At 74.3% G+C, this 13,467-nt stretch carries 13 protein-coding genes; 9 read left to right on the top strand and 4 right to left on the bottom strand.

The window, feature by feature from the left end; translation table 11 throughout:
• Window positions 1-8 precede the first annotated feature (8 nt).
• The 7 genes from mshB to ACGF3A_RS04170 all read left to right on the top strand — a co-directional run bounded on the left by mshB (window position 9) and on the right by ACGF3A_RS04170 (window position 7,674).
• On the top strand, window positions 9-935 hold the full coding sequence (gene mshB / locus ACGF3A_RS04140; protein ID WP_393725545.1) for an N-acetyl-1-D-myo-inositol-2-amino-2-deoxy-alpha-D-glucopyranoside deacetylase: 927 nt from the start codon (window positions 9-11) through the stop codon (window positions 933-935).
• A 2-nt stretch (window positions 936-937) separates the two neighbouring features.
• Window positions 938-1,522 carry a DUF6113 family protein gene (locus ACGF3A_RS04145; protein WP_393725547.1) on the top strand — a complete coding sequence of 195 codons (585 nt, stop codon included), beginning with the start codon at window positions 938-940 and terminating at the stop codon, window positions 1,520-1,522.
• Window positions 1,523-1,650: 128 nt separating this feature from the next.
• Window positions 1,651-3,966: a hypothetical protein gene (locus tag ACGF3A_RS04150; protein ID WP_393725549.1), complete on the top strand. Its 2,316-nt coding sequence runs from the start codon at window positions 1,651-1,653 to the stop codon at window positions 3,964-3,966.
• A 123-nt stretch (window positions 3,967-4,089) separates the two neighbouring features.
• Window positions 4,090-5,088: an ABC transporter ATP-binding protein gene (locus ACGF3A_RS04155; RefSeq protein WP_393725551.1), complete on the top strand. Its 999-nt coding sequence runs from the start codon at window positions 4,090-4,092 to the stop codon at window positions 5,086-5,088.
• A complete protein-coding gene (locus ACGF3A_RS04160; protein WP_393725553.1) occupies window positions 5,085-5,822 on the top strand; it encodes an ABC transporter permease in 738 nt (245 codons plus the stop codon). The genes ACGF3A_RS04155 and ACGF3A_RS04160 overlap by 4 nt, the downstream gene beginning before the upstream one ends.
• Before the next feature lie 4 nt (window positions 5,823-5,826).
• Window positions 5,827-7,059, top strand: a complete 1,233-nt coding sequence (locus ACGF3A_RS04165; protein WP_393725555.1) for a sensor histidine kinase — start codon at window positions 5,827-5,829, stop codon at window positions 7,057-7,059.
• A gap of 9 nt (window positions 7,060-7,068) precedes the next feature.
• The gene (locus tag ACGF3A_RS04170) at window positions 7,069-7,674 is read left to right on the top strand and encodes a DNA-binding response regulator (protein ID WP_393725557.1); all 606 of its coding nucleotides are present in this window, start codon (window positions 7,069-7,071) and stop codon (window positions 7,672-7,674) included.
• A 295-nt stretch (window positions 7,675-7,969) separates the two neighbouring features.
• Here the strand turns inward: ACGF3A_RS04170 and ACGF3A_RS04175 are convergent, their stop codons facing one another.
• Together ACGF3A_RS04175 and ACGF3A_RS04180 are read right to left on the bottom strand one after the other, a co-directional pair.
• On the bottom strand, window positions 7,970-8,896 hold the full coding sequence (locus ACGF3A_RS04175) for a transglutaminase-like domain-containing protein (protein WP_393725559.1): 927 nt from the start codon (window positions 8,894-8,896) through the stop codon (window positions 7,970-7,972).
• A gap of 3 nt (window positions 8,897-8,899) precedes the next feature.
• On the bottom strand, window positions 8,900-9,901 hold the full coding sequence (locus tag ACGF3A_RS04180) for a GNAT family N-acetyltransferase (protein ID WP_393725560.1): 1,002 nt from the start codon (window positions 9,899-9,901) through the stop codon (window positions 8,900-8,902).
• A gap of 150 nt (window positions 9,902-10,051) precedes the next feature.
• On the opposite strand from ACGF3A_RS04180, the gene fdxA reads away from it, so the two are divergent.
• Both fdxA and dapC read left to right on the top strand, forming a co-directional pair.
• Window positions 10,052-10,378, top strand: a complete 327-nt coding sequence (fdxA, locus tag ACGF3A_RS04185; RefSeq protein WP_393725562.1) for a ferredoxin — start codon at window positions 10,052-10,054, stop codon at window positions 10,376-10,378.
• A gap of 112 nt (window positions 10,379-10,490) precedes the next feature.
• Window positions 10,491-11,591, top strand: coding sequence for a succinyldiaminopimelate transaminase (gene dapC / locus ACGF3A_RS04190; protein ID WP_393725564.1), 1,101 nt, complete (start codon window positions 10,491-10,493; stop codon window positions 11,589-11,591).
• A 95-nt stretch (window positions 11,592-11,686) separates the two neighbouring features.
• Here dapC and ACGF3A_RS04195 read toward each other — a convergent pair whose 3' ends face one another.
• Together ACGF3A_RS04195 and ACGF3A_RS04200 are read right to left on the bottom strand one after the other, a co-directional pair.
• A complete protein-coding gene (locus ACGF3A_RS04195; RefSeq protein ID WP_393725566.1) occupies window positions 11,687-12,082 on the bottom strand; it encodes an ATP-binding protein in 396 nt (131 codons plus the stop codon).
• A gap of 328 nt (window positions 12,083-12,410) precedes the next feature.
• Window positions 12,411-13,463, bottom strand: coding sequence for a heavy metal transporter (locus ACGF3A_RS04200; RefSeq protein WP_393725568.1), 1,053 nt, complete (start codon window positions 13,461-13,463; stop codon window positions 12,411-12,413).
• Window positions 13,464-13,467: the final 4 nt, after the last annotated feature.

Raw genomic sequence — 13,467 nt, forward strand, 5'->3', positions numbered from 1 at the left:
TCAGGGGCATGAGTTCCGCGTCCGCCCCTGAGCGCCTTTCGCGTGCGCGCCGCCTGCTGCTGGTGCACGCGCACCCGGACGACGAGTCGATCACCACCGGCGCCACCATGGCCAGGTACGCGGCCGAGGGCGCCCACGTCACCCTCGTCACCTGCACCCTCGGTGAGGAGGGTGAGGTGATCCCGGCCCGCCTCGCGCACCTCGCGCCCGACAGGGACGACACGCTCGGGCCGTACCGTGCGGACGAACTGGCCGCCGCCATGCGCGAGCTGGGCGTCACCGACCACCGCTTCCTCGGCGGCCAGGGCCGCTACCGCGACTCCGGCATGTGGGGCGCCCCGCAGAACGAGCGCCCCGGCTGCTTCTGGCAGGCGCCCCTGGACGAGGCCGCGGGGCACCTCGCCGAGGTGATCGCCGAGGTGCGCCCCCAGGTCGTGGTGACCTACGACCCCAACGGGGGCTACGGCCATCCCGACCACATCCAGGCCCACCGCGTCGCCACCCGCGCCGTGGAGATCGCCGCCGACCGCCACCAGGTGGCCCGCGTCTACTGGAACCGCGCGCCCCGGCCGGTCGTCGAGGAGGGCTTCTCCCGGCTGCGTTCCGCCGCCGAGAGCGGGGAGGTCTTCCCCTTTCCGGGCTTCCCGGGTGAAACGGGCATCGCGCGTCCGGAGGACGTACCGGGGCTCGTCCCGGACATGACGGCCGTCGACGTCACGGTCGACGCGAGCGCCTACGCGAAGGCCAAGGCGTCGGCCATGGCGGCGCACGAGACGCAGGTCTCTGTACGCTCCACCGCGCGGGGCGACTTCTTCGCCCTGTCGAACGGACTCGGGCAGCCCCTGCTCGGGACGGAGTACTTCCAGCTCGCGGAGCGGCACGACGGCCGGGGCCCGGTGAAGGGCGGCGACCTCTTCGCGGGCCTGGAGGAGTGAGGATGGGCGCGGTGAGCGAACAGGCGGGACAGACCGGGCAGACCGGAAAGAAGGCATCTCGCTCGGGCGGCAAGAGCGGCAAGGGTGCTTCGGGTGGCCCCCGGCGGGGGCCCGCGCCGCGCGGCGCGGGGGAGAACGTGGCGAAGGACACGGCCACGACCGGCGGCGCGGGTACGAGCGCCCCGGCCGCCGCTCGGGACGAGGGCTGGGGTGCCTGGCCCGTGGCGCTCGGGCCGCGCGTGCTCGTCTACGTCGCGCTGGCGGTGCTCGGCGTGCTGACCGGGGCCGCGGGCACGCTCGTCCAGTCGGCCTGGTCCCCGGCGGGGCTGCTGCTCGCGCTCGCGGGCGCGGTCGGGCTCTTCTGGGGCGGCGCGAAGCTGTGCCGTACGAAGGTCGGGGCCGCGGCCCCCGGCGGCGGCTGGGCCGTCACCGTGCTGCTGATGACCGCCTCGCGCCCGGAGGGCGACTTCCTGTTCGCCGCCGGGATCGGGTCCTATGTCTATCTGTTCGGCGGGATCCTCGCGGCTGTGATGTGTACCACGATCGCGCTCCCCGCGCCGCCCGTGCCAGCGAACAAATACCGCTGAGAGGGCTGTTGCCGGGCCGTTTCAGTGGTCCCGGGGCCCGTATCGTGCGCCCCAAGTATTGTGGTGCGCGCCGGCGAGCCGCCTTCGGGCAATCATGAAGACGGCGAATCCATCCGGGAGTACCTGTTTTGAGTCGTGAAACTGACAGTCCGTCCTCCGGCCCCAAGGGGCGCGGCGGTTCGTCGTACCCGTCGGGGACCGAGACCGGCGAGCCCGGCGAGGGCGCGAAGGCAGGCGAGCCGAAGACCGAGACGACGCTCACCACCCGTATCCGGATCAACATCCCCGGGTCCCGGCCGATCCCGCCCGTGGTGATGCGGACGCCCGTGAGCGAGGACACCGAGAAGGGCCAGGCCGAAGGGGCCGGATCGGGACCCGGTTCCGGTTCTGGTTCCGCTTCCGGCGAGGCGGACTCCGTGCCCGCACCCCCGGACGCGGTGCCGGGCGGTGTGAGCAGCGGCGCGCCCGTGGGCGCTGCCGTGCGCGGCGCGTCGGCGGCCGCACCCGCGGACGCGGCTCCCGCGTCCGCCTCGGCCTCCGCTTCCGGCGGGGACCAGGGCGAGGGGAGCGGTGGGTCGTCGTCCGAGTCGGACGGGGAGTTCACACAGCAGACCAGCGACTGGTTCGCGCCGCGCAAGATGCCGAAGAGCAACGCTTCTTCACCGCCTCCCTCCTCCCCGCCCACTCCGCCCTCCCCGCCCGCGGGGGGCGGCGACGGGCGCCCGGACCTGCCGTACTTCACGGACACACGTCCGCGCCCCGAAGCGGACGAGCCGGGCGACGCGGACCAGCCGGAGGCATCGGGCGGAACGCCCGAACCGGGATCAACCACCGGCTCCACCCCGGCCTTTCCCGGCCCGGAGGGCCACCCGGAGACCCCGGCCGAGGGCCTGCCGCTGCTCGACCCCTCGCTGGGACGCGGGGGCGCGGGCGCGCCCCCCGGCGGCCCGAACGGACCGACGACCGGGCCCGCCACGGGCGAGATGCCGGTGCCCGGCATCCCCGGCGCCCCCGGTGCCACGCCGCCCGTGCCCGGCACTCCGCCCGGCACTCCGCCCGGTTCCGGCGCTCCCGGCGAGCCGCCCGCGGGTTCCACGCTCGGGCTCGGCACGGGCCCCGCGCCCTTCGCGCCCGACGGCGCGGGCACCGCGCTCTACGGGGACGTGAGCGGCGACGACCCGCACCTCGCGGGTGACCCCGTGGTCAGCGGCATGCCGCAGAACGGCCCGACCGGACCTGGTGGTCCCGTTCCCGGGGGCCCAGGCGGTCCCGGCGGCCCCGGCGCTCCCGGCGCTCCCGCGGGCGCCAACCCCCTCGCACCCCCGCTCGGTCCTCCCGGCGGCCCAGTCGGACCCGGTGGTCCTGGCGGCCCCGGTGGTCCCGCCGTTCCGCCGCCGCCCGGGCCCGTGCAGACCGCGCCCGCGCCCGGTCCCGCCGCGGCACCGCCGCCCCCGCCCGCCGCGAAGAAGGGCAAGGGCGGCGGCCGTAACAAGCTGGTGCTCGCGGGTGTCGCGGTCGTCGGCGTGATCGGCGTCGCGTACGGCGCGGGGCTGATGCTCGACCACGGGGACGTGCCCAAGGGCACCACCGTCCTCGGCGTCGACATCGGCGGCATGTCCAAGCACGAGGCCGTCAACAAGCTGGACGAGGCGGTCGGCGGCCGGACGAACGCGGCGATGAAGGTCGTCGCGGGCGGCCAGGAGACCTCGCTCAAGCCGAGCGTGGCCGGGCTGACCCTCGACACCGAGGTCACGGTCCGCGACGCCGCGGGCCGGGACTACAACCCCGTCTCCGTCATCGGCTCCCTCTTCGGAGGCGAGCGCGAGGCCGACCCGGCGATCAAGGTGGACGACGAGAAGATGGAGTCCGCCCTCGGCCGCGTCGTGATGACGACCGGCGGCGGTTCGGGCGGCGGCGCCACGGACGGCATGGTCAAGTTCGTGGGCGGCAAGCCCGTCGCGGTCAAGGGCAAGCCGCACAAGGGCATCGACACCGAGAAGTCCTCCGAGGCGCTGGAGCAGGCGTACCGCGAGCGGGCCGCCTCCGGCAAGAACAGCCCCGTGAAGCTGCCGGTCAGCATGCAGCAGCCGAAGATAGGCGAGCAGGAGCTGAACGAGGCGGTCAACGGCTTCGGCAAGACCGCCATGTCCGGCTGGGTCTGGCTGAAGGCGGGCGACGTGAAGGTCCCGTTCAGCGAGAAGACCATGGGCAAGTTCCTGACCATGCGCGCGGGCGGCGACAAGCTGCAGCCCGTCATCGACCCGAAGGCGCTGAAGGCGACCTACGGCACGGCGTTCGACAACGTCGTGATCGAGGGCGGCGCGGGCAACGTCAAGATGACGCCGCAGCACGCGGCCTCCGCGATGGTCCAGGCGCTGAAGAAGAAGGCCCCGCCGAAGCCCGCCGAGCGGCTGGCGGTCGTTCCGGGGGCCAAGAGCCAGTAGGCGCACGCACGGCCACGAGGGGCGTACCGCGCGCGGTGCGCCCCTCACCCATGACATCTGTCAGTCCGGAGTCAGGACGCGCGGCCCTGCCGCCGGGTGCCCGTGCGCGGCGAAGCTTTTCCCATGACGCGCACATCCACGCCACCCACTCCGCCGGATCCATCCGTGCCACCTGCTCCACCCGCTCCACCCGCTGTCGAGTTCACCGACGCGAGCAAGACGTACGGCGAGGTCCGGGCCCTCTCCGGACTCACCGTCAGCCTCAGCCCCGGGGAGACCGTCGCCCTGCTCGGTCCCAACGGCGCGGGCAAGTCCACCACCCTCGACCTGCTGCTCGGCCTCCGCAACCCCGACCCCGGCGGCTCCGTCCGGCTCTTCGGGACCACGCCGCGCAAAGCCGTCACCGACGGGCGCGTGGGCGCGATGCTCCAGTCCGGCGGGCTGATGGAGGGCGTCAAGGTCCATGAACTGGTCGCCCTCGCCTGCGACCTGCACCCGCGCGCCCACGACGTGGACCGCGTGCTGGCGGGCGCCGGGATCACCGACATCGCCGACCGCGCGGTAGACAAGCTCTCCGGCGGCCAGGAGCAGCGCGTCCGCTTCGCGCTCGCGACGGCGGGCGCCAACGACCTGATCGTGCTCGACGAGCCGACCACCGGCATGGACGTCTCCTCGCGGCAGGCGTTCTGGGCCTCGATGCGCGCCGAGGCGGCGCGGGGCCGCACCGTGCTCTTCGCCACCCACTACCTGGAGGAGGCCGACGAGGTCGCCGACCGTGTGCTCGTCCTGCACCGGGGGCGGCTGCTCGCGGACGGCTCGGCCGCCGACATCAAGGCCCGCGCGGGCGTACGCCGGATCAGCTTCTCCCTCGTGGACCTCGCGTCCGGGACCGTGGACGCGCTCCGCGGGCTGCCGGGCGTGACGGAGGTGACGGCGTCCGGGACGACCGTACGGTTGCGCTCGGCCGACGCCGACGCGACCGTCCACGCGCTGTACGGACTGGGCCTCTACCCGCACGGCCTGGAGGTCACGGGGCTCGGTCTTGAACAGGCGTTCCTCACCCTCACCCAGCAGGCCGAGACGCGGGAAGCACGGGAGGAAGCACGGGAGGCGGCGGCATGAAGACCCTGGTCAAGCTCGAAATAGTGAAGTCGCTGCGCAACCGGAAGTTCATGTTCTTCTCGGTGATCTACCCGCCCGTCCTCTACCTCCTGATCGCGGGCGGCGCCGACGACAGCCCCATGCCGGGCCTGAAGATCGACATGGCGCTCTACTACATGGTCTCGATGGCCGCCTTCGGCGCCATGACCGCCGTCCTGATGGGCAACAGCGAGCGCATCGCCAAGGAACGCGAACAGGGCTGGGTGCGCCAGCTGCGGCTGACGGCCCTGCCCGGACGGGGCTACGTCACCGCGAAGATCGCCGCCGCGGCCACCGTCAGCCTCCCCTCGATCCTGCTCGTGCTGCTCACCGCCGCCGCCGTCAAGGGCGTACGGCTCGACGCGTGGCAGTGGGCCGCCATCGCGTTCTGCTCCTGGGCGGGGAGCTTCGTGTTCGCGGCGCTCGGCGTGGCGATCGGTTACCTTGCGACGGGCGACGCCGTACGGCCGATCACGATGTTCGTCTACTTCGGCCTCGCGTTCCTCGGCGGCCTGTGGCTGCCGTCCTCCAGCCTGCCGGGCTGGGTGCAGGACATCGCCGAGTGGCTGCCGACCACGGCGTACACGGCGCTCGGCCAGGCCGTCGAGGCGGGCGAGGCACCCCATCTGCGGGACGCCGCCCTGCTCGCCGCCTACCTCGTGGTCTTCGCCTCGGCGGCGGCGTGGTTCTACCGGAAGGACACCCGGAAGGCATGAGGGGATGAACGGAGAGAGGGCGGGCCGCACGGCGCGGGCGGCCCGTACGGAGCGGGCGGCCGACTCCCGGATCCTGCCCGCGATCGGGGTCCTCCCGGCGACCCGCAGGCAGCGGGCGCGGAAGATGGCGTGGATCGCGGTGTGGCTGGTCTTCCTCGGTGGACCCCTGCAGGACCTGACGAGCGGCGGGCACTCCACCGCGGTGACGGCCGCCGCGGGCACGGCGTTCGCGCTCTTCGGCGCGGTGTACATCGTGCTGGTCTTCCGCCACACCACCGTCCCGCTGCCCGCCGGGGCCGTGCGCGCCATGGTCGCGGTGCTGTTCGCGCTGTCCTGCGTGCTGTCGGCCACCATGGGCGACATCTGGATCGCCCTGTTCGTCTACGTCACGGTGGCCGCGGGCGCGGTGCTGCCCGAGCGGACCGCGCTGAAGGCCGTCGGCGTCCTCGTGCTGGCCATCGCGGTGATCGGCACCGACTTCGGGCGGCACCTGGAGAGCGACGTCTGGGTCTCCTTCGTCATCCCCGCCGCGCTGGCCGGAGCGGCGATGGTGTCGGCGCGCAAGACCGCGCTGGCCATGCGCGAGCTGCGCGCGGCGCGGGCCACGGTCGCCCAGCTCGCGGCGAACGAGGAACGGCTGCGGCTCGCCCGCGACCTGCACGACCTCCTCGGCCACTCGCTCTCCCTCATCACGCTCAAGAGCGAGCTGGCCGGGCGGATGCTCCCCGGGCAGCCGGAGCAGGCGGCGGCGCAGGTCGCCGACATCGAACGGGTCAGCAGGCAGGCCCTCGTGGACGTGCGCGAGGCCGTCGGCGGCTACCGCCGCCCCACCCTCGCCGCCGAGCTCGCGGGCGCCCGTACGGCGCTCGCGGCGGCCGGGATAGCGGCCGACGTGCCGCAGCCGGAGGAGGACGACTCGGTCGCGGGCCTGCGCCTCGCCCCCGAGCCGGAGGCCGCCCTCGCCTGGGCGCTGCGCGAGGCGGTCACCAACGTCGTACGGCACAGCGGCGCGTCCCGCTGCGCCGTCGTCCTGACCCACCAGGCCGACGCCACGGTCTGCCTCACCGTCACGGACAACGGAACCGGTCCCTCCGGCGCCGGGGAGGGCAACGGGCTGACGGGGCTCCGGGAGCGCCTCGCGCTCGCCGACGGCGCGCTGGAGACCGCCCCCGGCGTACGCGGAGGCTTCACGCTCCGCGCGACGGTGCCCGTACGGGCCGACGAGCCCGCTGAGTAGCCTGAACCCGTGATCAGACTGCTGCTGGCCGAGGACCAGGCCATGGTGCGCGAGGCGCTCGCCGCGCTGCTCGGCCTCGAACCCGACCTGGAGGTCGTCGCCCAGGTGGGCCGGGGCGACGAGGTCGCGGCGGCCGTCGAGGCGTACGCGCCGGACGTGGCGCTCCTCGACATCGAGATGCCGGGGGCTTCCGGGCTCGACGTCGGCGCCGCGCTCCGTGAGAGCCACCCGGCGCTGAAGGTCGTCATCCTCACGACGTTCGGCCGGCCCGGCTATCTGCGCCGGGCGATGGAGTCCGGCGCGGACGCGTTCCTGGTCAAGGACGCGCCGGCCGCGGAACTCGCCGCCGCCGTACGCCGGGTGCTGGGCGGCGAACGGGTCATCGACCCGGCCCTCGCCGCGGCCGCCCTCGCGGAGGGCGCGAGTCCGCTCACCGATCGGGAGCGGGATGTGCTGAGTGCGGCGGCGGGGGGTTCGGGCAACGCGGAGATCGCCTCTGCCCTGCACCTCTCGCACGGCACCGTGCGCAACTATCTCTCGACGGCCATCCAGAAGACGGGCGCCCGCAACCGCGCCGAGGCGGTCCGCATAGCCCGAGAAAAGGGCTGGCTCTGACCCGCCCTTCCCCCCCACTGTGCTTTGGAGTTCTGCGCTTCTCCCTCCCGCGAAGCTTGGGAAGTCTGCGCAAGGCGCAGGGTTGGCAAGCGCAGCCCCCCACGCCGGGTGCCCCGCGTGCAAGAGCCGCGCCCGGGGTGCCCCGGGCTGTGGTTCGCGGGCTGCCGCCGCGTCGTGGCTTGTCGCGCAGTTCCCCGCGCCCCTAGGGAACAGGGGCAAGCCCCCACGCGGCGGAGCCGGAAGACGGACACAGGTCCGCGCCCCTGATCGGGCAAGCCCCGAAGTCTTGGGCTGGTTAGTTCAGGCGGGCCCGCGCGGCGCGGGCCGCGCGGCGCATGTTTTCCGCCGCGTTGGGCTCCATCGCGGCCACCACATCCGCGTACGACTCCATCTCCCGCGCCCCGCGCACGAAGTCACCCCGTTCCACCAGGAGTTCCGCGCGCTCGTAGCGCAGGCGGGCCGGGTGGTGGGGGAGGAGCAGGGAGAGCTCGACGGCCCAGAGCTGGACGGTGGACTGTTCGGGGCGGGCCCCCGCCCACGCGCGGACGTTGTTGAGGATCCGCAGCACGATCTCCCGCGGCCCCGCGGGCTGGAGCATCGCCGCCGACAGCGGAGCGCGCCCGCCCGTCGCGCCCGCCACCAGCAGGTCCACGTCGCCCTGCGCGAGCGCGCGCCCGCCCGCGAAGGGGTCGGCGAGGACGTGGTCGCCCGCCGGGTCGCCGAAGCCGACGACGAAGTGGCCGGGCAGCGCGACCCCGTACACGGGGGCTCCCGCGCGGCGCGCGACCTCGATCCACACCACCGACAGCAGGATGGGCAGCCCGCGCCGCCGCCGCAGCACGGCATGCAGCAGGGACGACTCCAGCCGCCGGTAGTCGCCGGGCGCGCCGCGGAAGCCGTGCTCGTCGCCGAGCAGCCGCTCCAGCGCGGTCGCCCACTGCGCGGGCGTACGGGAGGGCTCGTACGGCAGCAGTCCGGCCAGCCGGTCGAGTTCGATCTGGGCCGCGTCGACGACCGCGTCGGCGCCCGCGTCGGCGCCCGCCTCGCCGGAGATCTCGCCCGGCACCTCGACCGGCACGTCGCCGGTGCCGTCGCCGCCCGTGGTCGGCACGGCCGCGTGCGCGGCGGCCTCGACGCCGATCAGCAGGCACAGCAGCGCCAGGTCGGGCCGCTCCTCGCGGGCCGCCTCGGTGAAGCGGCGCCTGTTCTCCTCGCTGTCCATGCCTCAGTCCCGCGGGGCGCGGAGGTAGAAGTACGTGTGGTGGTCGGCGAAGCCCAGCCGGTCGTAGAGCGCGCGTGCCGCCGCGTTGCCGGTCTCCACCTGGAGGTACGCCGCCGAGGCGCCCTCGTCCAGCGCCCGGCGCGACAGCTCGGCCATCACTGCGACGGCGAGCCCCTCACGGCGCCGCTCCGGCGCGACCTCGACCGCCGCGAAGCCCGCCCAGCGGCCGTCCACCACGCAGCGCCCGATGGCCGCCGGACCGGTGTTCTCCGGTTGCCCGGGTACGGTCGCGAACCAGACGGACGGGCCGCCGGTCAGGACCTTGCGGGCGGTGTCCGAGGGCGCGCCGCCCGCGCGGTTGTAGAGCGTCAGCCAGGCTTCGCCGGGCTCGCGGGCCAGTTCCACGCGCGCGTCCGGCTCCCGGTCGGCGAGCGGCGCGAGGGCGCCCACCCGCACCAGCGCGTGCCGCTCGGCGGTCCAGCCGCGCTCGTCCAACTCCCGTGCCAGCGGCGCGTCGTCCTCCGCCGTGACCTGGACGCGCGCGTCCAGCCCGCGCGCGCCGTACCAGCGCGCCACGCGCTCCAGCGCCGCGTCCAGCTCCACCCCCGGATCGCCCAGCGGCAGCACGGAGTTCGCGCGTGCGGTGAAGCCTCCGGACGCGCGCAGCGTCCAGCCGCCGAGCTGCTCCGACTCCAGGCAGGGCCAGCCGCGGGCCGCCGTGGTGACCAGCTCGCGCACGCTCGCCGCGGGTATGCCGCGGCGCCGCGCGGGGGTGGGGGGCACGACCTTGCCCGCGACCATCGCCGCCTCCTCGATCCGTACGTGCGTACCGTCCTTGCGCGTGACGGTCAGCACGCCGTCGGTCCACGATGTGAGAACTCCGACCGTGTCGGTGAACCGTCCGAGCCGTTCGCGAGCGTTCGTCAATGACCGTACCGAGACGCGTTTGCCCACGTCGGAAGAGGTGATGCGGACCTCAAGGCGTCCGCCCGTGGTGAATTCCACAGCTCTATCCGCCCCTCCTGTTCGTCTTGTGCCCGGGAACGGAGATACTAGGTGTGGGCATCGGCCGCCGTCCGAACGAAGCAGCGCTCCCGCGCGCCCGTGGCGGAGCCGGACACCGGCCCGCCAGCCCTATCGAGGAGGAACGACAGCGTGACTTACGTCATCGCGGAGCCTTGTGTCGACCTGAAGGACAAGGCCTGCATCGAGGAGTGCCCCGTCGACTGCATCTACGAGGGCCAGCGGTCCTTGTACATCCACCCGGACGAGTGCGTCGACTGCGGTGCCTGCGAACCGGTCTGCCCGGTCGAGGCCATCTTCTACGAGGATGACACCCCTGACGAGTGGAAGGACTACTACAAGGCGAATGTGGAGTTCTTCGACGAGCTGGGCTCGCCCGGCGGCGCGAGCAAGCTCGGCCTGATCGAGCGGGACCACCCCGTGATCGCCGCGCTGCCGCCGCAGGAGCACGACGAGTGAGTCCTGACGCCTAAGGCATTTCCGCCTCCGTCGGCGTGAGTCCGCAGTCCCGTACGGCGCCGCCCGCGCCGTACGGGACTGCGGCATTTCCCGCACCAGAAAGTGAGCCCCCGTGCCCCCCGTCTCCGACCGGCTGCCCGTCTTCCCCTGGGACAGGCTGGAGCCGTACAAGACCACCGCCGCGGCCCACGCCGACGGCATCGTGGACCTCTCCGTCGGCACCCCCGTCGACCCGGTGCCCGAGCTGATCCGGCGGGCGCTCGCCGACGCGAGCGACAGCCCCGGCTACCCGACCGTCTGGGGCACCGCCGCGCTGCGTGACGCGCTCACCGGCTGGTGCGAGCGCCGCCTCGGCGCGCGCGGCATCGCGCACACCAACGTGCTGCCCGTCGTCGGCTCCAAGGAGCTGGTGGCCTGGCTGCCGACCCAGCTGGGCCTCGGCCCGGGGGACCGGGTGGCCTTCCCGAGGCTGGCGTACCCGACGTACGAGGTGGGGGCGCGCCTCGCGGGCGCCGAGCCCGTCCCGTACGACGACCCGCTGGAGCTCGACCCGGCCGGGCTCAGGGTGCTGTGGCTCAACTCGCCCTCGAACCCGACCGGCCGGGTGCTCGGCGCGGACACGCTGCGCCGGATCGTGGCCTGGGCGCGCGAGCACGGCGTGCTGGTGCTGAGCGACGAGTGCTACCTCGAACTGGGCTGGGAGGCCGAGCCCGTCTCGGTGCTCCACCCGGACGTGAGCGGCGGCTCGTTCGAGGGCCTGGTCGCCGTCCACTCGCTCTCCAAGCGCTCCAACCTGGCGGGCTACCGCGCCGCGTTCGCGGCCGGTGACGCGGCGGTCCTGGGCGAGCTGCTCCAGATCCGCAAGCACGGCGGGATGATGGTGCCCGCGCCGGTGCAGGCCGCGACGGTGGCCGCGCTCGGCGACGACGCGCATGTCGAGGAGCAGCGCGCGCGGTACGCGGCACGGCGCACGGTGCTGCGCGGGGCGCTGGAGGCGGCGGGCTTCCGTATCGAGCACAGCGAGGCGTCGCTGTACCTGTGGGCGACGCGCGACGAGCCCTGCTGGGACACCGTCGGCGACCTCGCGAAGCGCGGGATCCTGGTCGCGCCGGGCGACTTCTACGGCCCGGCGGGCGACCGCTCCGTCCGGGTCGCGCTCACGGCGACGGACGAGCGGGTCGAGGCGGCGGTACGGCGCCTGACGGCGGTCTGACAACGGCCTGACAGCGGCCTGCAGCGTGCGAAAGCGGTGAGGGGCCCGGTGGATCCGGGCCCCTCACCGCTGTGTCGTGCGCCTCGCGCCGTGGGTCAGCTGCTGACGGGCAGGCCCAGGCCGCCGGTGGGCAGGCCGTCCTTGGTGGCCTGGCCGACCAGGCCGCCGCCCTCGCCCGCGGCCTCACCCGCGAGGTTCTGGGCCGCCGGGGCGAGGGTCTTGCCCGCGTGACCGACGGTCTTGCCCGTCGCGGGGACGGCCTTCTCGACGGTCTCGCCGCCGGTCTTGCCCGCGAGCCCCGTGGTGTCGCGCGCGGCGGTGTCCACGGTCTCGCCGGCACCCTCGCCGTCCAGGTTCGTCAGGCCCGAGGTGGTGGGGCCCGCGGGCAGGTCGACGGCGCTCGCCGCGCCGGCGGCGCCGACCACGGACGCGGCACCGGCGGCAGCCAGCAGCGCGGTCTGGGCAATCCTGCGCGTGAGGGGGAAAGGCATGGTGCTCCTTTGACGGAGAGAGGTCTTCGGCTTCTTCGGTGGTGCGGAGGTGGTGCACAGGTGCCGGACCGGAAGTCGCCCGGTCGGACGCTGTGCCTATCGCGTGGAGCGGGGCTGAGGTTGCGGTCCGCGCGGGTAAAGGATTGGTAATGCGCCCCGGGCGGAGACGGCCGCAAACTGGGCATTCCGTGCGGTTCATTGATCAACTCGGAGCACGGGAACGCCACGCTTCCAGGGCAGTTCGGTTCCCCGTGCGAGTGTCCGCCCGACGGGGGACGGCGTCAGCGCGCGGCCGTCCCGCCTCCCTCGTACGGGGGACGTCCCGGTACTACCGGCCGGAGGCGAGCCGCAGCGCCACGTCGCGTTCCGTGCTCCGCTCCCCGCTCCGTGCGCCGCCCGTCACGCGCCAGCCGTCGCCCGCGCGGTCCGCGCTCCACACGCGGCCCTGGAACGTGACCCGTTCGATGCGCAGGTCCGTGGCGTTGGCCACCGCCCAGTGCGCCAGCACCCAGCCCCGGCGCCGCTCGTGCGCCGGAACGGTCAGTGAGGGGTGCGCGGCCTGTGCGCTCGCGCCCCCGTGCGCCGCCGCGCGGGTCTCCGCGCCGTCCGCCTCATCCGCCGTCCCGTCCGCCGGTACGGCCGCCGGGGTCACCGTCGGCGTCGGTGCGGACGGCGTCAGCTCCTCGTCGTCCCGGCGCGGTGCGAACACGTCCTTGCCGAACTCCCGTACGAGCTGCGCCCGTACGCGCTCCGGGTCGCCCGGCTCGTCCTTGCCGTCGCCCCGGCCGGTGGTGCACGTCAGCGCGGCGGCGTTGCGTCCGGTGAGCGCGGCGGTGAGCAGAGTGGCGTCGGCCTCGTGCTTCGCGTAGGCCTGCGGGAAGCCGCTGCGCTGGACGCGCTGCGCGGCGGCGGTCAGGGGCAGGCGGGAGTAGCCCGGGACCTTCACCAGGTAGTCGTAGAACTTCCCGGCCGAGTAGACCGGGTCCTGGATCTGCTGCCCGGTGCCCCAGCCCTGCGAGGGCCGCTGCTGGAAGAGGCCGACCGAATCCCGGTCCCCGTGGGTGATGTTGCGCAGCCCGGACTCCTGCATGGCGGTCGCCAGCGCTATCGTCACGGCCCGCTCGGGCAGCCCGCGGCGCGAGGCGACGGCGGCGATCGTCGCGGCGTTGGCCGCGGCCTCGGCGGCGAGCGAGTAGCTCCCGCCGCCGTCGGCGGCGCGCACGGTGCACCGTCCGCCGTCCCCGTTGCCGAAGATCCCCGAAACGGCCAGATAGGCCGCGAGCCCGAGCGCCACGACGCAGGCCACGGCGGCGCGGAGCAGCCTGTCGCGGCCGGTCGGAAGGAGTGTGCGAACGGGTCCTGAGAGGGGCACGCGCACCAAGGTA

Source organism: Streptomyces sp. NPDC048172 (assembly GCF_043202595.1).
Classification (GTDB): Bacteria; Actinomycetota; Actinomycetes; order Streptomycetales; family Streptomycetaceae; genus Streptomyces.